Below are 20,684 nucleotides of genomic sequence, written 5' to 3' on the forward strand. Positions count from 1 at the left end.
TTATGGTAATGAGAAACCGTTTCCCCGTTACGCTCTGGCTGGCGCTGGTCGCGCTGGTCGCCGCGCTGGCTCTGCCCGCGCGCGCCAACACCTGGCCCCTTCCCCCGCCGGGCAGCCGGCTGGTAGGTCAGAATACGTTCCACGTGGTGCAGGATAACGGCGGTTCGCTGGAGGCGATTGCCAAAAAGTACAATGTCGGCTTTCTGGCCCTGCTGCAGGCCAATCCCGGGGTTGACCCCTATGTTCCCCGCGCCGGCAGCGTGCTGACCATCCCCCTGCAGACGCTGCTGCCCGATGCGCCGCGCGAAGGGCTGGTGATTAACCTTGCCGAACTGCGCCTCTACTATTACCCGCCGGGTAAGAATGAAGTGACCGTCTACCCGATCGGCATCGGCCAGCTGGGCGGAACCACCATCACGCCGACGATGGTCACGACCGTGTCTGACAAGCGGGCCAATCCGACCTGGACGCCCACCGCTAACATTCGCGCCCGCTATAAGGCAATGGGGATTGAGCTGCCGGCGGTGGTGCCAGCCGGTCCTGACAACCCGATGGGCCATCACGCCATCCGCCTCGCCGCCTATGGCGGAGTCTATCTCCTGCACGGCACCAATGCCGATTTCGGCATCGGCATGCGCGTCAGCTCCGGCTGTATTCGTCTGCGCGACAACGATATCAAGGCGCTGTACAACGCCATTTCGCCAGGCACTAAGGTGAATATCATTAACACGCCGATCAAGGTATCGGTAGAGCCGGATGGCCGCCGTCTGGTTGAAGTCCATCAGCCGCTGTCTGAGCATATCGATGACGACCCGCAGACCTTGCCCATTACGCTTAACGCGACCATGACGGAGTTCAAACAGGCGCCGCAAACCGACGGGACGGTGATGGAGCGCGCGATGAATTACCGCTCGGGCATGCCCATTGACGTCACGCGTCATGCTGCCCCTGGACCGCAGTCGTTGTAGTCTTACGCTGCACAAAACAAAAAACCCGCCTGATGGCGGGTTTTTTGTTGGCAAGGGTCAAACAGGGGTACAACAGGGTCTTACTCATCGCTGTCCGGTGAAGGGGGCCGGGCAACGACGCATCGGGCTTACTTGTAGATAACAGCGGTACCGTGAAGGGTATTCGGACCGGTTACCGAAGTAATACGGAATGAGGTGGCGCCCATCTCATCCGCTTTCTGCGCCAGCTGATCTTCCAGCGAGCCCAGGTTAGTCCCGGCAGAAGCAGAGATGGTGCCTACTTTATGCTGACCCGCTGGGGTGGACTGCACCTCAACAGCGGCAAAGCTGGCGAAAGAGAGTGAGCTAAGAACGGCGGCAATAGCCAGAGTATTAACGGTTTTCATGATTATTATACCTGTGCAGATGAATTTTTTAGTAGGGTCGTAAGTATTAACTTAACGATCGATAGGTAAATAGTAATGTGATCTACATCACACGTCAACGCATTTTTATAACGATCGTTTAACTATTTATAAAATGCTTAAATTTCATACGCATATGATTTATTTATTTTTAAACCAACAGCGCTGGCCCCGACGATCGTTTATTTTTATAATGGCTTTTCACCAAACCAACATAGGTACAACGGCACCATGACAACTGACGTTCAAAGTTGCGCCAAAAAAAGCCGTGGCCGACCGAAGGTGTTCGACAGGGATGCGGCGCTGGACAAAGCCATGACACTCTTCTGGCAGCACGGCTATGAGGCGACCTCGCTCGCCGATCTGGTCGAGGCGACAGGAGCAAAAGCCCCCACCCTGTATGCGGAATTTGTGAATAAAGAAGGACTATTCCGCGCAGTGTTGGATCGTTACATTTCGCGCTTTGCCGCGAAGCACGAAGCCGTGCTGTTGGCCGAAGGGAAATCCGTCGATCAGGCGTTGCGCGACTACTTCACGGCGGTCGCCACCTGCTTTACCAGCAAAGAGACGCCGGCCGGCTGCTTTATTATCAATACCTCCGCCGCGCTGGCCGCCTCCTCGACGGATATCGCCAATACCATCAAATCCCGCCATGCGATGCAGGAGCAGGCGCTCACTCAGTTTCTGCAGCAGCGGCAAGCGCAGGGCGAACTCCCCGCGGGCCGCGACGTCGCGCCGCTGGCGCAGTTTCTCAACTGTGTCCTGCAGGGGATGTCGATTAGCGCGCGGGAAGGCGCGGATTTCGACAAGCTGATGCAAATCACCGACACCACTCTCCGTCTCTGGCCGCAGATCCTCGAGTCCTGATGTGCCCTGCCTCCGGCGGTATTCTGCCGCCGGATCCACTCTCCTGTTGGCTTTATCCCCACAAAATAGATTGATTTTTATTACCTTTTCTCGTGCAAGATAAACGCAAATGATATTGATTGCGATATTCATTATGTGCAAAATCCTTTTTTGAGTTTTTCCAGATGTTTCGCATTGTAACTAATGCCGACCCGGCGTCGGCCTATAACAACGACAAAGCAACTTGCTCATAAAAGGAATGGATATGAAAAAGCGCCTCTGGGTGCTCCACCCCCTGCTGCTGGTCAGCTCGCTGCCTGCGCTGGCGGCTCAGTCTGATGAAGACAGCATCATCGTTAGTGCAAACCGCACCCATCGCACCGTGGCCGAAATGGCCCAAACCACCTGGGTCATTGAGGGCCAGGAGATTGAGCAGCAGGTCCAGGGCGGGAAAGAGTTCAAAGACGTGCTGGCGCAGCTGATCCCGGGCATCGATGTCAGCAGCCAGGGGCGCACCAATTACGGGATGAACATGCGCGGGCGCGCCATCGTCGTGCTGATCGACGGCGTCCGGCTCAATTCCTCACGCACCGACAGTCGCCAGCTCGACGCCATCGACCCCTTTAACATCGAACATATCGAAGTGATCTCCGGGGCGACCTCGCTGTACGGCGGAGGCAGTACCGGCGGGCTTATCAACATCGTCACCAAGAAAGGGCAGCAGGATCGCCAGGTCGATCTCGAGGTGGGCAGCAAGAGCGGGTTTGCGAACAGTAACGATCACGATGAGCGCATCGCGGCGGCCGTCAGCGGCGGGACAGACCATGCATCCGGGCGCTTATCGGTAGCCTATCAGCGTTTCGGCGGCTGGTACGATGGCAATAACGATGCGCTGATCCTCGATAACACCCAAACGGGGCTCCAGCACTCTGACCGCCTCGACGTGATGGGGACGGGGACGATTGAGATCGATGACAATCGCCAGTTGCAGCTTGTCACCCAGTATTATAAAAGCCAGGGCGATGATGACTACGGCCTGTGGCTCGGGAAGAACATGTCCGCGGTCACCAGCGGCGGCAAAGCGTACACCACCGACGGGCTCAATTCCGACCGTATCCCCGGTACAGAGCGGCACTTAATCAGCCTCCAGTACTCCGATGCCGACTTCTTCGGCCAGAATCTGGTGAGCCAGGTGTACTATCGCGATGAGTCCCTCACCTTCTATCCGTTCCCGACGCTTACGAAAGGCCAGGTCAGTAGCTTCTCCTCGTCGCAGCAGGATACCGATCAGTATGGCGCAAAGCTGACCCTTAACAGCCAGCCGCTGGCGGGATGGGATCTCACCTGGGGTCTCGACGCCGATCATGAGACCTTCAATGCCAACCAGATGTTCTTCGATCTGCAGCAATCGCTGGCGTCCGGCGGGCTGCATAACGAATCGATCTACACCACCGGCCGCTATCCGGGATACAGCATCTCCAACGTCGCGCCGTTCCTGCAGTCCAGCTACGATCTGAACGAGATCTTTACCGTCAGCGGTGGGGTACGCTACCAGTGGACCGAAAACCGGGTTGACGACTTTGTCGGCTACGCCCAGCAACAGGATATCGCCAACGGCAAAGCGCGCTCCGCCGACGCCATCAAAGGCGGCAAAACCGATTACGACAACTTCCTGTTTAACGCCGGGATCGTGGCGCATCTGACCGAGCGTCAGCAGACCTGGTTTAACTTCTCGCAGGGCGTCGAGCTGCCGGACCCCGGTAAATACTACGGCATCGGTAAATACGGCGCGGCGGTCAATGGCCATCTGCCGCTGATCTCCAGCGTCAATGTAGATGACTCGCCGCTGCAGGGGATCAAAGTTAACTCGTATGAGCTGGGCTGGCGCTACACCGGCGATAACCTGCGCACCCAGCTGGCGGCGTATTACTCGACTTCGGATAAGACCATCGTCGTCAACCGCACCGACATGACCATCGACGTTCAGTCCGACAAACGGCGTATTTACGGCGTTGAGGGAGCGGTCGATTACTTTATTCCGGACAGCGACTGGAGCGTCGGCGGTAACTTCAACGTGCTGAAATCACAGGTGCAGACCGACGGCCGCTGGCAAAAATGGGATGTCACCCTCGCCTCACCGTCCAAAGCCACCGCCTGGGTGGGTTGGGCGCCGGATCCGTGGAGCCTGCGCGTGCAGAGCCAGCAGGTGTTTGACCTCAGCGACGCCGCCGGTAACAAGCTGGAAGGCTATAACACCGTTGATTTTATTGGCAGTTACGCGCTGCCGGTGGGGAAACTGACCTTCAGTATCGAAAACCTGCTTAACGAAGACTATGTCACCATCTGGGGCCAGCGGGCGCCGCTGCTCTACAGCCCGACCTACGGCAGTTCATCGCTGTACGAATACAAAGGCCGTGGCCGTACCTTCGGTCTGAATTACGCGTTAACCTTCTGATAAAAAAAGCCCCTCAGCCTGAGCGATTGAGGGGCTAATCACTACATAAATCTGTTTTTAGATTTTGTTGTTCAGGACCAGCTGGCCGTTGTTGTCCAGCGGGATCTGGCTGCCAGGATTGTGATCCATACGGATTTTCCCCTGCTGATCGCCTATTTTATAGGTCACATCGTAGCCCAGCATTTTATCGGATTTGTCATACACCGTTTTACAACGCTGCTGGGTGGTAGTGTAGGTATCGTTGTCCTGCATCGCCCCCTGCAGCTGGTTGCCGGCATAGCCGCCACCCAGCGCCCCCACCACCGTCGCTACACTACGTCCGCGACCGCCGCCAAACTGGTGGCCAATCACCCCACCGGCCACCGCGCCGAGTACCGAACCGGCGATACGGTTTTCATCCTGGACCGGACGACGATGGGTCACCGTGACATTGCGGCATTCCTGACGCGGCGTTTTCACGGTTTCTTTAATCGGTGTACTGGAGACCACTTGCGCATACTGCGGGCCGCGATCTAACACGTTGAGACCAGCGACAGCTGCAACGCCCAGCGCGGCAGCCACGCCTATCCCTATACCCGCCAACATAGATTTATTCACGGGAGATCCTCCTTTGTTGCTGTTGATACAATTTTGCAACCGGAGCCGGGAGGGCGCAAATCAGATAGCGGATGAAAAGTGCGAGAATTCGCAGCAAATCAAGGGGATTCAGAGGATTCCGAGCGGGATCGCCGCGGTTTCAGCAGAAGAGCCCGGAGCGCCGTCAGGGCGGCTCCGGGTAAAGACAGCGTATTAGTGCAGCTTAAGACGCGGGCGAATGATGCGGTTGATACGCCCGACCAGCATCATCAGGCCGGTTTTGAAATAGCCGTGCAGGGCGATCTGGTGCATACGGTACAGGGAGATGTACACGAAGCGCGCAATACGCCCTTCCACCATCATCGAGCCGCGCATCAGGTTACCCATCAGGCTGCCGACGGTGGAGTAATTGGACAGTGACACCAGCGAGCCATGGTCTTTATAGGTGTACGCCTTCAGCGGTTTGCCTTTCATCTGCGCCAGGATGTTGTTCAGCGCGCAGGTAGCCATCTGGTGCGCCGCCTGGGCCCGCGGAGGGACAAAGCCGCCTTCCGGACGCGCACAGGAGGCGCAGTCGCCGATGGCGAAAATATCCGCATCCCGGGTGGTCTGCAGCGTCGGCTCGACCACCAGCTGATTGATACGGTTGGTTTCGAGGCCGCCGATCTCTTTCATGAAATCTGGCGCTTTGATCCCGGCCGCCCAGACCATCAGATCCGCTTCAATATATTCGCCATCTTTGGTGTGCAGACCGCCTGCATCCGCGCTGGTGACCATGGTCTGCGTCAGCACCCGTACGCCCAGCTTGGTCAGCTCATTATGCGCCGCCCCGGAAATGCGCGGCGGCAGTGCGGGCAGAATACGCTCGCCCGCCTCGACCAGCGTGACGTTCAGCGCTTCGTTAGTCAGCCCTTTGTAGCCGTAGCTGTGCAGCTGTTTCACCGCATTATGCAGTTCAGCGGAGAGTTCCACGCCGGTGGCGCCGCCGCCGACAATGGCGATGTTCACTTTACCGTTGGCACCCAGGTTGGCGGAGTATTTGAGGAACAGGTTGAGCATTTCCTGATGGAAACGACGCGCCTGATGCGGGTTGTCGAGGAAAATGCAGTTCTCTTTCACGCCAGGGGTGTTGAAGTCATTCGAGGTACTGCCCAACGCCATCACCAGCGTGTCGTACGGCAGTTTACGCTCAGCCACCAGCAGCTCGCCTTTTTCATTACGCAGCTCGCCGAGGGTGATGGTCTTCCCTTCGCGGTTGATATCCACCACCGAACCCAGCTGGAACTGGAAACCGTGGTTGCGGGCATGGGCCAGATAGCTCAGCGCATCGACACCTTCATCCAGAGAACCGGTGGCCACTTCATGCAGCAGCGGCTTCCACAGATGGCTGTGGTTACGGTCCACCAGGGTGATTTTCGCTTTTTTATGGCGCCCTAACTTTTTCCCCAGCTGAGTTGCCAGTTCCAGTCCGCCAGCGCCGCCACCCACAATTACGATTTTTTTCAATGGCGTAGTCATGTGTACCCCTAAAATTATTAACCAATTGTTAAATAAAAGTTATGATAATAGCCTTTATTTAACAACAAGTTACGTCAATGAAACCATTCAGCACCGTCGAGAATACCATGAACGGTGCATTGGTCATACCAAAATTGATATGCATCAAGTTTTGTCGCGTATTTTTTCAGCGAAACCAATAAGTGTAGGCATAAAAAAACCCGCGCGGTGAACACGGCGCGGGTTTGGCGACAGGGGAAAAGGCTTAACCGAGGGTTTTAAACGCTTTCAGTCGCTGCAGGTGCGGCGAGATGTTTTTAAATTTATGGGTCTGCTCTTCATCCCAGATAATTTCATAATAGTGGTGCAGGAGATCGGCGGAACGCTGGCTGTCCAGCGCTTCGTCCTGCCGGGAGAGCACCACCAGGCAGCGATCGCGATTCTTCTCACGGAAGTTGGTCACACACTTGGTGGCGATGTCAGCATACTCTTCCGGGCGGTCGATTTTGCCTTCCATGTTTTCATGCGGAAACAGGTTTGGATTGAACACCGCCTGGCGGATATCGCACAGAAAACCAATCCGCTCCGCCCAGTAGCCGCCAAGGCCGACGCCACAGATCAGCGGCCGGTCATCAGCGGTAAGCTGCAGCATTTTATCGACCTCTTTCAGCAGATGCTGCATGTCGTGCTTGGGGTGGCGCGTGCTGTAGCTAATCAACCGCACGTCCGGGTCGATAAACTGCAGCTGCATCACCTTCTCATGGTTACCGGGGCTGTTCGAGTCAAAACCGTGTAAATAGATAATCATCGCATCCTCACCAGACAACAACGCCCCACAGAGCGTTACGCGGACTTCGCCTCTTGCCAGCGCGCATGAAGCTGCTCCAGCTGGGCACTCACCGTTTTCCAACGGGCTGAATCCCTTAACTCCTGACGGGAAAAGGAACCTTTATGATACAATTTCGTAACACGCTCTGCTTTGATCGGCGACAGGTTATCCAGCACACTGACCGCGCCTTTACGATTATTGCAGACCAGTATCATATCGCAACCGGCGTCAAGCGACGCCTGACCGCGTTCGGCATAGCTGCCCATGATCGCCGCCCCTTCCATCGACAGATCGTCGGAGAAAATCACCCCGTCGAAGCCCAGCTCGCCGCGCAGCACCGTTTTCAGCCAGTACGCTGAACCGCTGGCCGGACGCGGGTCGAGCTCCGGGTAAATCACATGCGCGGGCATGATGGCATCCAGACGCTGTTCGGCGATGAGGCTTTTGAATACCGCCATATCGTGGTCGCGAATCACCGATGCCGGCCGCGGATCGAACGGGGTCTCTTTGTGCGAATCGGCAGTCACCGCCCCGTGCCCCGGGAAGTGTTTACCGGTGGTTTTCATACCCGCGGCGTGCATCCCGTCAATAAAGTGACGCGCCATCGTCAGCGCTTTCTGCGGATCTTCATGATAAGAACGTTCGCCGATCGCGGCGCTGATATGGCCGACGTCCAGCACAGGCGCAAAGCTGATATCGATATCCATGGCGATCATTTCGCTGGCCATCAGCCAGCCGGCCTCGGCGGCCAGTTTGCCCCCCTCTTCCATCCCCAGCAGCGCGGCGAAAGACTGGGCCGCCGGTAAACGGGTAAAGCCTTCGCGGAAACGCTGAACGCGTCCCCCTTCCTGATCGACCGCCACCACCAGATGGTTCCGGGAGGCATCGCGGATCTGGCGCACCAGCTCCCGCAGCTGCGCCGGATCGTGATAATTACGGGTAAAGAGGATCAACCCTCCCACCAGCGGATGCGCCAGAATCTCTCGCTCTTCCGCATCCAGTTCATACCCTTCGACATCCAACATGACTGGGCCCACACTGACCTCTCTTATCCTTTACGTTCGTTGTCTAACTGACACCATATTTCATCTGCCAGCGTGATAAATTGCCGATCGCCGCTCTGCTGCCAGCGCATTTCATACCATCCCGCCATCAGCAGCAATACCCACGGGCGCCAAAGTACAACCTGCCGCCAAAGCTGCTGCGCGTCGATGGCCGCCCGCCGGGCATACGCCGCCACCAGCTGGCGGCGCTGGTGAGGGGAAATCCACACCGCGGCCAGCTCCAGCGCGATATCGCCATCGCCGGCATATTCCCAGTCGATCAGCCTCAGGCCGGACTCGCTGTGGATAATATTGCCGGCATGGACGTCCATATGCAGCGGCGCCAGCCGCAGAGGACGGGGCTCGCCCCGGCGGCGCAGCCGCTGATGCCAGCGCAGCCAGCGTGGCGTGCGCCGTGCCGGATCGCACGTCTGCCAGTACTGGGCCAGCAGCGGTGCGAGGGTAACACGCCAGCCGAATCGCGGTTGCTGATGCACGTCATACAATAAGTCTGACAGCATAGGGCAGGCCGGTAACTCGCTTTTCACCTCCCCTGCGCAATATTCCACCACCATCAAGCAGGGTGAGTAAAACAGCGGGGCTGGCGCCAGCCTGGCAGGCAGTTGGCGGAGCGCGCGATACTGACGGCGGAAATAACAGGAAGCGGCTGATGGGTCGTGCGGCTGACGTAGCACGTGCCGCTGGTCGCCGTCGCTGATAATCACACTGCCGCCGCTGAGGCCATTCTGGCTCAGCGAGGCGACAGGATGATAGCGGGGGAAGAAGCGCGACAAGAGCTCATCGCGCGTCAGCTTATTGTTGCTGAACAGCACCTTTACCTGACCAGATAATCTCGCCGGTTTGCACCAGCATCAACTGCATCTTCAGTTCAGGCGCGTTGACGTTGCCGGTGGCATTGGAGTAAAGCACATACTGCGCGCCCACGTTGCGGGCGATACCCATGGCTTTGCTGCGGCTGCCGAGGCTGTCCTGCGGCGACAGGCCCAGCTGCTGTTTGGCGACCCCCAGCTGCTGCGCCGAGACCAGCGTAAACTTGCCGTTGCCGGCCAGTGCATTACGCAGCGCGGTAGTGGCTTCTCCCGCATTCAGCGTACCATTGGTGCGGTTGTTCACGCTGTCAACCAGCAGAATACTGCCCGCATTGACGCCGCTGGCCTGCAGCATCTGCCCCACCAGCGGCTGGACCGCGCCGTTCCAGTCATAATGACGCACGCGCGGCGCCGGCTGACCAGACTGCTGATCCTGATGCTCAATGGGCCCCGGCTGCGACGGTACGGCAGGAACCGCCGGTACCGTCGGCACCGTGGGCTGCGGCTGCGCAGGCTGCTGCGGCTGCGGTTTGGCCTCTTCGACCGGCGCAGGCTGCTCACGTAACCCCGCACAGCCTGCGAGGAATATCGCCAGTGCTGTGATTAACGCATAGCGACACATTTTCATCATTATAATTACCCCTTACAGATAAAGATAAAGGCGGGCCTTATGCGCCCCCAGGATATTGGCGCTACCATACAATGTCACCGAAGAGCGTGCCGGAACCACGATGGTGCGCGGCGCGTCCAGCGGATGCATCTCCAGCCCTCGGGCGTCATACCAGAAAAAACGATAGTGCACGGTGACCGGCTGCTGGCGCTCGTTATACAGCGTTGAGGAGGCGGTAGCCTGAATCTCCGTCGCCACCACGGCAGGCTCGCTGGCGCTGATCCCGGCCGCCAGCACGCTCGACTCCATCACCAGCGCCTGCTGGTCAGAAACCGGGATCTCCGGATGTGAACTACACCCGGCCAGCAGTCCCGCCGCCAGGCAAGCGCCCAAAAGGGTCCTGAGCATGGCGTTAGCCTTTATGCGCCAGCATCGGGCCCAGCGGACGACCGCCCAGCAGATGCATGTGGATATGGTAAACTTCCTGGCCGCCGTGGCGGTTGCAATTAACGATCAAACGGTAGCCATCGTCGGCAAGACCTTCATCGCGGGCGATCTTCGCCGCGACGGTCATCATCCGGCCCAGCGCCAGCTCATGTTCGGTGGTGACGTCATTCACGGTAGGAATCAGAACATTCGGGACAATCAGAATGTGGGTGGGTGCCTGCGGGGAGATGTCGCGAAAAGCGGTCACAAGCTCATCCTGATAGACAATATCCGACGGGATCTCCCGGCGAATGATTTTGCTGAAAATCGTTTCTTCTGCCATGACTGATTCCTTATTAGTTTTATCCCATACGCTGGCCTGCTTCTGCAGATAAACGCGGACGCACAGGTTCAGATAAGAGTATGAGCGACATCCTCCCTCTCTTTCAACCTGAAAGCAGTTTTTCTTATTCAACTATAGACTTAGCTGCTGAGGGATTAAGCATTTGCCGGATACTCTTCAGGGTTATCGCCTCAGAAAACCTCACCTCGTAACGTAAAAAAGGCAGCCAATAGGCTGCCTTAGTCTCCCCGATACTACGTCTTAACTGTTACGGATGTACTCATCCATTTCAGTTTTCAGGTTATCGGACTTGGTACCGAAGATGGCCTGTACGCCAGAACCTGCCACTACCACGCCAGCGGCGCCCAGTTTTTTCAGGCCAGCCTGGTCAACTTTCGCTACATCCGCCACGCTAACACGCAGACGAGTAATACATGCGTCGAGGTTGGTGATGTTCTCTTTACCGCCGAAAGCGGCGATCAGAGCCGGAGCCATCTCGCTGGTTGCGCCAGCTTTGCTCTCTTCGGTGGTATCTTCACGACCCGGTGTTTTCAGATCCAGGGCTTTAATCAGCACGCGGAAAATGACGTAGTACACGATCGCATAGCAGATACCGACAATCGGGAACAGCCACAGCTTGCTGCTGTTACCGGACAGGACGATAAAGTCGATCAGGCCGTGAGAGAACGAGGTACCGTCACGCATACCCAGCAGGATACAGATCGGGAACGCCAGACCCGCCAGAATGGCATGGATAACGTACAGGATCGGCGCCACGAACATGAAGGAGAACTCGATCGGCTCGGTGATACCGGTCAGGAACGAGGTCAGCGCGGCGGAGATCATGATACCGCCCACTTTGGCGCGGTTTTCCGGTTTAGCAGAGTGCCAAATCGCGATTGCCGCTGCCGGCAGACCGTACATTTTGAACAGGAAGCCGCCAGACAGTTTGCCCGCGGTCGGGTCGCCTGCCATGTAGCGCGGGATATCGCCGTGGAACACCTGACCAGCCGCGTTGGTGTATTCGCCGATCTGCATCTGGAAAGGAACGTTCCAGATGTGGTGCAGACCAAACGGCACCAGGCAACGCTCGATGAAACCGTAGATACCAAACGCTACCACCGGGTTCTGATAAGCAGCCCACTGGGAGAAGGTCTGGATCGCGGAACCGATCGGCGGCCAAATGAAGGAGAGGATCACGCCGGTGAAGATAGCGGCCAGACCAGAGATAATCGGTACAAAGCGCTTGCCCGCAAAGAAGCCCAGGTATTCTGGCAGCTTGATACGATAGAAGCGGTTGAACATGTACGCGGCGATAGCACCGGAGATAATACCGCCAAGCACGCCGGTATCAGCCAGGTGTTTTGCCGCAATCTCTTCAGCAGGTAAATGCAGCACCAGCGGCGCAACCACCGCCATGGTTTTCACCATGATGCCGTAAGCCACGACTGCAGCCAGTGCGGATACACCGTCGTTATTGGTGAAGCCGAGGGCCACACCGATAGCGAAGATCAGCGGCATGTTGGCGAAAACTGAACCGCCTGCTTCTGCCATAACGTGGGAGACCACGGCTGGCAGCCAGCTGAAGTTTGCGGAACCGACGCCCAGCAGGATACCTGCGATAGGCAGTACGGATACCGGCAGCATCAGCGATTTACCGACCTTCTGCAGGTTAGCAAATGCATTCTTAAACATAATTGAGAGTGCTCCTGAGTATTTGGTACTTTTTTACGTTTTCACGCATTGGCCCGGGGGGAGAACCGTGCCGTGGACAGGACATCTAAGCGCCCTTTATTTATTACACAGAGTAAAATAATTAACGGGATGATTGTTTGACGGCTATCACGTTTCAATCAGCCTTACGGTAAAAATTTACATCAGCTTACATAAGTTGTATCCAGATGTTGCCAAAAAACCTTCACCGCCACTTTTGTGGCGGTGAACTTTACTCGCTTTGGTTATTAATTACGAGCCTTAAAATAATAAGCAGATCAAGCAGGTTGTAAGCGGGCGGGGTCAATATGGAACAGAGTGGCAAAATTATCGGTGGTCTGCTGGGCCAGTTGCTCCAGCGACACGCCTTTCAGTACCGCCATGTATTCCGCAACGTCACGGACCAGCGCCGGCTGGTTCTCTTTGCCGCGATGGGGGACTGGCGCCAGGTACGGCGAATCGGTCTCCACCAGCAGGCGATCCAGCGGAACATAGCGCGCCGCATCGCGCAGCTGCTCGGCGTTACGAAAAGTGACGATACCGGAAAACGAGATATAGAACCCCATGTCGAGCAATTTACCCGCTGTCTCCCTGTCCTCAGTGAAACAGTGTAGTACGCCACCGCAATCCGTCACCTTTTCTTCGCGTAAAATGGCCAGGGTATCGGCGCGCGCGTCGCGGGTGTGGACGATCACCGGCTTATTCAGCTCGCGGCCAATGCGTATGTGGTCGCGAAACGAGGTTTGCTGCTGGGCTTTGGTTTCCGGGGTATAAAAATAATCCAGACCGGTCTCCCCCATCGCCACAACGCCCTCTTCCGCCGCCAGCGTGCGCAGGGTCTCCACCTCGTAGGCTTCGTCCTGGTTTAACGGATGCACGCCGCAGGAGAAGACGACGTTGTCACGCGTCCCCACCAGCTCACGCATACTGCGGTAGCCGGGCAAGGTCGTGGCGACCGCCAGGCAGAATTTCACATCGCGCGCGGCCGCTTTTGCCAGCACGTCGTCGACGTTTTTGTGCAGAGTTTGATAATCCAGACCATCAAGATGGCAGTGGGAGTCGACTAAAAACATAATGTCTCACTCAGAGGTGGGATACGGGTAAAACCGTCCCGGGTTGCAGGTAATGTTCCCAGCGCAGCAGGCGCTCGGTGAGCAGCAGTTCGCGGTTGACGCCGACGACGTTCAGCAATTGCTCACGGCAGGTACAGACGTCATGGGCGATCGCCTGCAGCCGGGCGGCGGGCAGGCTGTGCGCCAGCTGCTCCAGCAGCGGCCAGACGTCCGGGTTACTCACCAGGGCAATCCCCTGCTGTCGTTTTTGCGCATCGACCAGCAGCGATGCCAGCCAGTGCAGGCGAACCGCCGCCTGTTCATGATTGAGTATCGGCAGCAACGCCAGCCAGTCACCGCTCGCCAGAGTGGCCGCCAGGGCCTGACACAGCTGCTGCCGCGCCGTCCACTGCGGTTCCTGTAATAGTTCGAGCGCCGCGGCCGGCGCGCTGGCGCACAGACGCAACGCGGTCAACAGTGACTCCTGCGGCAGGTTCACCTCTCGCTCCAGCCAGGCCAGGGCATAAGACTCCGACGGCGGCGCCAGGTGGTGCAGGCGACAACGGCTGCGCAGAGTCGTCAGCAGACGCGCCGGCTCCTGGCAGGCGAGGAAGAACCAGGTATTCTCCGGCGGCTCCTCCAGCGTTTTCAGCAACGCGTTGGCGGCGGCATCGGTCAGCAAAGCGGCATCGCTAATCCACACCACTTTCGCCCCACCGAGGCGCGCGCGCTCATAGAGCTTTTCATTGACATCGCGCACCGCATCAATGCCCAGCGCACTCTTGCCCTTTTCGGGGATCAGCGGATAGTAATCGGGATGTGTGCCGGCCTGCATCAGCTGGCAACTATGGCAGCGGCCGCAGCTTTTATGTCCTTCGGGCTGGCGGCACATCAGGAAGCGGCACAGCGCGTAAATCAACGCCTCACCGCCCATCCCGCTCAGAGACTGTAACAGCAAGGCGTGGTGGCCTCGTCCGGCCTGATAGCTTCCGACCAGTTGCTCGAACGACGGGCGCAGCCACGGATACCATTTCATGCCGGTTGCTCCGCCATCCACTGGGCGATTGTGGCGCGTATGTCGCGAGCGACGGCGTCGAGCGGCTGGGTCGCGTCAACCGTACGGATCGACGGGTCTGCAGCGGCCAGCTCAAGGTAGCGCGCGCGGGTGCGATTGAAGAAGTTCATGGACTCCTGCTCAATGCGATCCAGTTCGCCGCGGGCCCGGGCGCGCTGCAGCCCCACTTCCGGCGTGACGTCGAGGTACAGCGTCAGATTGGGGCGGAAATCGCCGAGTACCGCGTCGCGCAGCGTCGCCAGCATCGTACGGTCGATTCCCCGGCCGCCGCCCTGATAAGCCTGAGTCGACAGATCGTGACGATCGCCGATCACCCACTGGCCGCGGGCCAGCGCGGGCTTAATCACGGTCTCCACCAGCTGGACGCGCGCCGCGTAAAACATCAGCACTTCCGCTTTATCATTAATGACCTCATCACCCGTGGACTGGATATCCAGCACCAGGCTACGCAGTTTTTCGGCAAGGACAGTGCCCCCCGGCTCGCGGGTAAACACCATATCGTGAATACCTGCCGACTGCAGCGTCTCCACCACCAGCTGACGTGCGGTGGTCTTCCCGGCGCCCTCCAGCCCCTCGATGACGATATAGTTACTGCGCATTTTTTTCCTTAAGTACTTTCAGATAGTCCTGCACCGCACGGTTATGACTGACCAGGTTTGTGGTAAACGTATGGCCCCCTTTCCCGTCGGCGACAAAATAGAGGTATGACGTTTTCGCCGGATGGGCGGCCGCCTTCAGCGACGCCTCGCCCGGCACTGCGATAGGACCAGGCGGCAGGCCGCTGATGGTATAAGTGTTGTATGCGGTCGGCGTCTCGAGATCCTTACGCGTTAACTTACCAGTATACCCCTCGCCCATCCCGTAGATCACGGTCGGATCGGTCTGTAAGCGCATACCGATGCGCAGGCGATTGATAAATACCGACGCGACGCGGTCGCGCTCTCCCGCCACCGCGGTCTCTTTCTCAATAATCGAGGCCATGGTCAACAGCTGGTTCTGATCGGCATAGGGCAGATTGTCCATCCGTCCTTCCCAGATCTTCGCCACTTCGGCGACCATTTTCTGATGCGCGCGCTTGAGGATGGCGATATCGCTGGTATTGGCGGTGTACATCCAGGTATCCGGCCAGAACCAGCCCTCCACCCAGTCGGCATGCTCAAGACCTAACGCCTTAGCCACCGTCGCATAGCTATCATCATCGAGAGTGTGCTTCACGTACGGGGCATCGCGCAGCTGGCGCAGGTAGTCGCTAACGCGCATACCTTCGACAAAGCGCAGCGGAAACTGCGCCTCTTTACCGCTGGCCAGCAGCTGCAGCATCTCGCGCACCGTCATCTGCGGCGTGAAGCGATAGGTCCCGGCTTTGAAGTGAGACAGCTCAGGTTCCACCCGCAGCAGCCACTGGAAAACGCGCGGGCGGTTGATCACCTTCTCGCGATAAAGATCCTGGCCCAGCGCCAGACGGCCGGTACCGGGCTCCAGGGTGAAGATGGTCTCTTCTTTAATCAGCAGCTTGCTGTCCGCCAGCTGGCGTACTTTCCACATGCCTGCCGCCGCGGCGATGCCCAGCACCACCACTAACAGCAGAATAAAACGTAACATTTTCTTCATACTAACCAGACAGCTCACACAAAGGGGCTAAAAAATGGTAAAGCTCGCGCGAGGACCAGACGGTCTCCTCCCAGCGACGAACCGGCACCAGCGGCATCAGCGCATTGCAGATCAGCACTTCATCGGCTTCACGCAATACCTCAGGACGCGCTGTCACTTCGACAACGCGAAACGCCGATGGTGCCAGCTGTGCGATACAGCGCTGCCGCATAATGCCGTTGACCCCGGCGTAATCGAGCCGCGGAGTAAATACATCCCGTCCCTGACGCCAGAATAAATTCGCGGCACAGCATTCCGTAAGCCACCCGTCACTGTCAAGGACCAGCGCCTCATCGGCGTCCGTCTGCTCAAGATGAGAGCGGATCAGTACCTGCTCAAGGCGATTAAGATGCTTCAGTCCGGCAAGCCACGGGTTGCGCCCCAGGGGCACCGGGCTCTGGGTCAGGGTAATGCCCTCCTCCCGCCAGCGCGCATAATGCGCCGGGAATGGAGAGACACTGAGAATGCGGGTGGGCGACACGCAGCCCGCCGTACTGTATCCCCTTCCCCCAACGCCGCGGGTGAGGATCACCTTCAACACGCCCTGCGCGTGCGGCCGCGCCAGACGCTGCATCTCTTCGCTCAGCGTCAGCCAGTCGTGAAATGGTATTTGTAATTTTTCACAGGTTGTCTGCAAACGCTGCAGATGGGCGTCCAGTAGCGCAACCTGCCCCTGCTGGATGCGGGCGGTGGTAAAACAGCCGTCGCCAAACTGGGCGGCGCGATCGTTCGCCGCCAGCGTGTCCTGTTCAACGCCATTTATCAAGAACATAAAGGACTCCTTTTCACTGGTCGGTGAGTGTCTCAGGACACGGAGCAGAGGACAAGCGGAGAAAGCCGAATAAAAAAGGCCCGACGAACGGGCCTTTTGTTAAAGCAGTACCGGGGCAAGCCCTGTCACACTTTTTTGAAGATCAGCGAACCGTTAGTGCCGCCAAAACCGAAGGAGTTGCACAGGGTGTACTCCATACCGGAAACCTGACGCGCTTCGTGTGGCACGAAATCGAGGTCGCAGCCCTCATCCGGGTTATCGAGGTTGATCGTCGGCGGAACCGCCTGGTCGCGCAGCGCCAGGATAGAGTAGATCGACTCTACGGCCCCTGCCGCGCCCAGCAGGTGCCCGGTCATGGATTTGGTGGAGCTCACCATGACGCGGCTCGCCGCATCACCGAAGACTGACTTAACGGCCTGCGCTTCTGCTTTATCGCCAGCCGGCGTCGAGGTGCCGTGGGCGTTGACGTAGCCAATCTGGCCCGGTTCGATGCCCGCATCGCGAATGGCATTCACCATCGCCAGCGCGGCGCCCGCACCATCTTCCGGCGGTGACGTCATGTGGTAAGCATCGCTGCTCATGCCGAAGCCAACGATCTCGGCGTAGATTTTGGCACCGCGTTTTTTAGCATGCTCGTACTCTTCCAGCACCACCATACCCGCGCCGTCGCCCAGCACGAAGCCGTCGCGATCTTTATCCCACGGACGGCTCGCCGCCTGCGGGTTGTCATTGCGCGTGGAGAGCGCACGCGCCGCGCCGAAGCCGCCCACGCCAAGCGGGGTACTGGCTTTTTCCGCACCGCCTGCCACCATCGCATCGGCATCGCCATAGGCGATGATGCGCGCGGCCTGGCCGATGTTGTGCACGCCTGAAGTACATGCGGTCGCGATAGAGATGCTTGGCCCACGCAGACCAAACATGATGGTCAGATGCCCGGCCACCATGTTAACAATTGTGGAAGGAACGAAGAATGGGCTGATCTTACGCGGTCCGCCGTTAACCAGCGAACTGTGGTTTTCTTCGATCAAGCCGAGACCGCCAATACCGGAGCCGATAGCGGCGCCAATACGGGTTGCATTCTCTTCCGTCACTTCAAGGCCAGAATCCTGCATGGCCTGAACGCCAGCGACAATTCCATATTGAATGAAGGCATCCATCTTGCGCTGTTCTTTGCGCGAGATAATGTCATCACAGTTAAAATCCTTTACTAAGCCAGCAAATTTCGTTGCATAGGCGCTAGTATCGAAATGGTCGATCAGGCTGATGCCACTCTGACCGGCAAGGAGAGCTTTCCAGGTAGACTCTACGGTATTGCCGACAGGAGACAACATGCCCAGTCCGGTCACAACTACACGACGCTTAGACACGTTTGTCCTCCAGGGAGGGAAAATAGATTCTTGTGGGACAATAAAAAGATAAAACTCAGGCGGTCGAATGACCGCCTGGAGATGTTCACTTACGCCTGGTGGCCGTTGATGTAATCAATGGCAGCCTGAACGGTGGTGATTTTCTCAGCTTCTTCGTCCGGAATCTCAGTATCAAACTCTTCTTCCAGAGCCATTACCAGCTCAACGGTGTCAAGAGAATCAGCGCCCAGGTCTTCAACGAAGGAAGCATTGTTGGTAACTTCTTCCTGCTTAACGCCCAGCTGCTCGCCGATAATTTTCTTAACGCGTTCTTCGATAGTGCTCATACTCTTAAATTTCCTATCAAAACTCGCTTTCGCGATGGTTTTCGTAGTGTATAAAATGTTGAAAAATTTGCAACTAAATCCCGGCAGGTCTTACCACGATTTTGCGCTATTTTGAGGCCGTTTGCCCTAAGAACGCAAATCTTTTCGCACAAAACCGCACAGGGAACCGTGCGAAGTGCGCGGTTCCTGAACGTTTTGCACAAATCTCGGTCAGACCATGTACATTCCGCCGTTGACGTGCAGCGTTTCACCAGTGATGTAACTTGCTTCGTCAGAGGCTAAAAATGCAACCGCGCTGGCGATTTCATTTGGGGTGCCAAGGCGCCCCGCAGGAACTGCCGCCAGCGTACCCGCACGCTGCTCATCGGTCAGCGCACGCGTCATGTCCGTTTCAATAAAGCCCGGAGCAACAACGTTTACAGTAATACCGCGGGACGCAACTTCACGCGCCAGTGATTTACTGAAGCCGATCAGACCCGCTTTCGCCGCAGCGTAGTTGGCCTGACCCGCATTTCCCATGGTACCAACCACAGAACCGATAGTGATAATACGTCCATGACGCTTTTTCATCATAGCGCGCATTACCGCTTTTGACAGACGGAAAACCGATGACAGGTTGGTTTCGATAATATCGTTCCACTCGTCATCTTTCATGCGCATCAACAGATTGTCGCGAGTGATCCCGGCATTATTCACCAGGATATCCACTTCGCCAAACTCTGCGCGCACATTTTCCAGAACAGATTCAATAGATGCCGGGTCGGTCACATTCAACATCAGACCTTTACCGTTGGCGCCTAAATAGTCGCTGATGGCCTGCGCGCCGCTTTCGCTGGTCGCAGTACCGATAACTTTCGCGCCACGAGCGACGAGCGTTTCAGCGATTGCACGGCCAATACCGCGGCTTGCACCGGTAACCAGCGCGATTTTTCCTTCAAAACTCATGGTTTTCCTCTTTTATTGCTCAAGCGCCGCAGACATCGCCGCCGGCTCGTTAAGCGCGGAAGCGGTCAGGGTGTCAACAATACGTTTGGTCAGGCCGGTGAGGACTTTACCCGGGCCAACTTCATACAGATGCGTTACGCCCTGCGCCGCCATAAACTCAACGGTTTTGGTCCACTGGACCGGGCTGTACAGCTGGCGTACCAGCGCGTCGCGAATGGCGTCCGGCGTGGTTTCGCATTTCACGTCGACGTTATTCACTACCGGAATCGTCGGCGCGTTGAAGGTGATTTTCTGCAACTCCAGCGCCAGTTTTTCTGCAGCTGGCTTCATCAGCGCGCAGTGGGACGGCACGCTCACCGGCAGCGGCAGCGCGCGTTTGGCGCCAGCGGCTTTACAAGCGGCGCCAGCGCGTTCAACGGCCTCTTTATGCCCGGCGATAACCACCTGGCCCGGGGAATTGTAGTTCACCGGAGAGACAACCTGCCCTTCGGCCGATTCTTCACAGGCTTTGGCGATAGAAGCGTCATCCAGGCCGATAATCGCGGACATGGCGCCGGTACCTTCCGGTACGGCTTCCTGCATGAATTTCCCGCGCAGTTCAACCAGACGAACGGCATCAGCGAAACCGATAACCCCTGCGCAAACCAGCGCGGAGTATTCGCCGAGGCTGTGGCCCGCCAGCAGGGTCGGCGCTTTGCCGCCCTGCTGCTGCCAGACGCGGTATAGCGCCACGGAGGCGGTCAGCAGCGCCGGCTGAGTCTGCCAGGTTTTATTCAGTTCTTCTGCCGGGCCCTGTTGAGCCAGCGCCCACAGATCGTAACCCAACGCTGCGGACGCTTCACCGAAGGTCTCTTCAATCACCGGCCAGGTGGCAGCCATATCGGCCAGCATGCCTACGGCCTGGGAACCTTGTCCCGGGAACACAAAAGCAAATTGCGTCATGTTTAAATCCTTATA

24 protein-coding genes are annotated in these 20,684 nt (G+C 57.6%); 4 read left to right on the forward strand and 20 right to left on the reverse strand.

Features of this window, described 5'->3' with window-relative positions:
• Positions 1 to 8 precede the first annotated feature (8 nt).
• The gene (ldtC, locus tag AC3EMD_RS16970; protein WP_012542231.1) at positions 9 to 968 is read left to right on the forward strand and encodes a L,D-transpeptidase LdtC; all 960 of its coding nucleotides are present in this window, start codon (positions 9 to 11) and stop codon (positions 966 to 968) included.
• Between the two features lie 128 nt (positions 969 to 1,096).
• On the opposite strand, the gene bhsA is transcribed toward ldtC, so the two are convergent.
• Positions 1,097 to 1,354: a multiple stress resistance protein BhsA gene (bhsA, locus tag AC3EMD_RS16975; protein ID WP_012542232.1), complete on the reverse strand. Its 258-nt coding sequence runs from the start codon at positions 1,352 to 1,354 to the stop codon at positions 1,097 to 1,099.
• Between the two features lie 133 nt (positions 1,355 to 1,487).
• Between bhsA and AC3EMD_RS16980 the strand changes: the two genes are divergently transcribed.
• Together AC3EMD_RS16980 and AC3EMD_RS16985 are read left to right on the forward strand one after the other, a co-directional pair.
• Positions 1,488 to 1,607, forward strand: coding sequence for a hypothetical protein (locus tag AC3EMD_RS16980; protein ID WP_046622381.1), 120 nt, complete (start codon positions 1,488 to 1,490; stop codon positions 1,605 to 1,607).
• Complete coding sequence (locus tag AC3EMD_RS16985) at positions 1,604 to 2,239, forward strand: TetR/AcrR family transcriptional regulator (RefSeq protein ID WP_008806001.1); 636 nt, start codon at positions 1,604 to 1,606, stop codon at positions 2,237 to 2,239. Before AC3EMD_RS16980 ends, AC3EMD_RS16985 begins: the two co-directional genes overlap by 4 nt.
• A gap of 52 nt (positions 2,240 to 2,291) precedes the next feature.
• On the opposite strand, the gene AC3EMD_RS16990 is transcribed toward AC3EMD_RS16985, so the two are convergent.
• Positions 2,292 to 2,414, reverse strand: coding sequence for a hypothetical protein (locus tag AC3EMD_RS16990; protein ID WP_012542233.1), 123 nt, complete (start codon positions 2,412 to 2,414; stop codon positions 2,292 to 2,294).
• Positions 2,415 to 2,483: 69 nt separating this feature from the next.
• On the opposite strand from AC3EMD_RS16990, the gene AC3EMD_RS16995 reads away from it, so the two are divergent.
• Complete coding sequence (locus AC3EMD_RS16995) at positions 2,484 to 4,673, forward strand: TonB-dependent siderophore receptor (protein ID WP_022065355.1); 2,190 nt, start codon at positions 2,484 to 2,486, stop codon at positions 4,671 to 4,673.
• A 57-nt stretch (positions 4,674 to 4,730) separates the two neighbouring features.
• Here the strand turns inward: AC3EMD_RS16995 and AC3EMD_RS17000 are convergent, their stop codons facing one another.
• The 18 genes from AC3EMD_RS17000 to fabD all read right to left on the reverse strand — a co-directional run bounded on the left by AC3EMD_RS17000 (position 4,731) and on the right by fabD (position 20,669).
• A complete protein-coding gene (locus tag AC3EMD_RS17000; protein WP_008805999.1) occupies positions 4,731 to 5,270 on the reverse strand; it encodes a glycine zipper 2TM domain-containing protein in 540 nt (179 codons plus the stop codon).
• A gap of 192 nt (positions 5,271 to 5,462) precedes the next feature.
• Complete coding sequence (locus tag AC3EMD_RS17005; RefSeq protein WP_008805997.1) at positions 5,463 to 6,767, reverse strand: NAD(P)/FAD-dependent oxidoreductase; 1,305 nt, start codon at positions 6,765 to 6,767, stop codon at positions 5,463 to 5,465.
• Between the two features lie 244 nt (positions 6,768 to 7,011).
• Complete coding sequence (gene ycfP, locus AC3EMD_RS17010) at positions 7,012 to 7,554, reverse strand: alpha/beta hydrolase YcfP (protein ID WP_002900775.1); 543 nt, start codon at positions 7,552 to 7,554, stop codon at positions 7,012 to 7,014.
• Positions 7,555 to 7,589: 35 nt separating this feature from the next.
• A complete protein-coding gene (nagZ, locus tag AC3EMD_RS17015) occupies positions 7,590 to 8,600 on the reverse strand; it encodes a beta-N-acetylhexosaminidase (protein WP_162494430.1) in 1,011 nt (336 codons plus the stop codon).
• 23 nt (positions 8,601 to 8,623) lie between these two features.
• Positions 8,624 to 9,451 (reverse strand): thiamine kinase, encoded by an 828-nt coding sequence (thiK, locus tag AC3EMD_RS17020; protein WP_064180333.1) that lies wholly within the window; start codon positions 9,449 to 9,451, stop codon positions 8,624 to 8,626.
• Positions 9,432 to 10,070: a penicillin-binding protein activator LpoB gene (lpoB, locus tag AC3EMD_RS17025; RefSeq protein WP_162493324.1), complete on the reverse strand. Its 639-nt coding sequence runs from the start codon at positions 10,068 to 10,070 to the stop codon at positions 9,432 to 9,434. Before lpoB ends, thiK begins: the two co-directional genes overlap by 20 nt.
• A 21-nt stretch (positions 10,071 to 10,091) precedes the next feature.
• A complete protein-coding gene (locus tag AC3EMD_RS17030) occupies positions 10,092 to 10,466 on the reverse strand; it encodes a YcfL family putative periplasmic lipoprotein (RefSeq protein WP_002900683.1) in 375 nt (124 codons plus the stop codon).
• Between the two features lie 4 nt (positions 10,467 to 10,470).
• Complete coding sequence (hinT, locus tag AC3EMD_RS17035) at positions 10,471 to 10,827, reverse strand: purine nucleoside phosphoramidase (protein WP_004204571.1); 357 nt, start codon at positions 10,825 to 10,827, stop codon at positions 10,471 to 10,473.
• A 261-nt stretch (positions 10,828 to 11,088) separates the two neighbouring features.
• Positions 11,089 to 12,522 carry a PTS glucose transporter subunit IIBC gene (gene ptsG, locus AC3EMD_RS17040; protein WP_008805993.1) on the reverse strand — a complete coding sequence of 478 codons (1,434 nt, stop codon included), beginning with the start codon at positions 12,520 to 12,522 and terminating at the stop codon, positions 11,089 to 11,091.
• Between the two features lie 296 nt (positions 12,523 to 12,818).
• A complete protein-coding gene (locus AC3EMD_RS17045) occupies positions 12,819 to 13,613 on the reverse strand; it encodes a metal-dependent hydrolase (RefSeq protein ID WP_008805992.1) in 795 nt (264 codons plus the stop codon).
• Between the two features lie 10 nt (positions 13,614 to 13,623).
• The gene (gene holB, locus AC3EMD_RS17050; protein ID WP_012968571.1) at positions 13,624 to 14,628 is read right to left on the reverse strand and encodes a DNA polymerase III subunit delta'; all 1,005 of its coding nucleotides are present in this window, start codon (positions 14,626 to 14,628) and stop codon (positions 13,624 to 13,626) included.
• Entirely contained in the window at positions 14,625 to 15,266 is a 642-nt protein-coding gene (gene tmk / locus AC3EMD_RS17055; RefSeq protein ID WP_008805990.1) for a dTMP kinase, read from the reverse strand. Before tmk ends, holB begins: the two co-directional genes overlap by 4 nt.
• Positions 15,256 to 16,278: a cell division protein YceG gene (yceG, locus tag AC3EMD_RS17060; protein ID WP_302073610.1), complete on the reverse strand. Its 1,023-nt coding sequence runs from the start codon at positions 16,276 to 16,278 to the stop codon at positions 15,256 to 15,258. Before yceG ends, tmk begins: the two co-directional genes overlap by 11 nt.
• Position 16,279: 1 nt before the next feature.
• The gene (pabC, locus tag AC3EMD_RS17065) at positions 16,280 to 17,089 is read right to left on the reverse strand and encodes an aminodeoxychorismate lyase (RefSeq protein ID WP_012542240.1); all 810 of its coding nucleotides are present in this window, start codon (positions 17,087 to 17,089) and stop codon (positions 16,280 to 16,282) included.
• A gap of 125 nt (positions 17,090 to 17,214) precedes the next feature.
• Positions 17,215 to 18,456 carry a beta-ketoacyl-ACP synthase II gene (gene fabF, locus AC3EMD_RS17070; RefSeq protein WP_012542241.1) on the reverse strand — a complete coding sequence of 414 codons (1,242 nt, stop codon included), beginning with the start codon at positions 18,454 to 18,456 and terminating at the stop codon, positions 17,215 to 17,217.
• 89 nt (positions 18,457 to 18,545) lie between these two features.
• Positions 18,546 to 18,782, reverse strand: coding sequence for an acyl carrier protein (acpP, locus tag AC3EMD_RS17075; protein WP_000103754.1), 237 nt, complete (start codon positions 18,780 to 18,782; stop codon positions 18,546 to 18,548).
• A 210-nt stretch (positions 18,783 to 18,992) separates the two neighbouring features.
• A complete protein-coding gene (gene fabG, locus AC3EMD_RS17080) occupies positions 18,993 to 19,727 on the reverse strand; it encodes a 3-oxoacyl-ACP reductase FabG (RefSeq protein ID WP_002899294.1) in 735 nt (244 codons plus the stop codon).
• Between the two features lie 12 nt (positions 19,728 to 19,739).
• Positions 19,740 to 20,669, reverse strand: coding sequence for an ACP S-malonyltransferase (gene fabD, locus AC3EMD_RS17085; protein ID WP_012542242.1), 930 nt, complete (start codon positions 20,667 to 20,669; stop codon positions 19,740 to 19,742).
• Between the last annotated feature and the right edge of the window lie 15 nt (positions 20,670 to 20,684).

It is taken from the genome of Klebsiella sp. PK18, assembly GCF_057784655.1.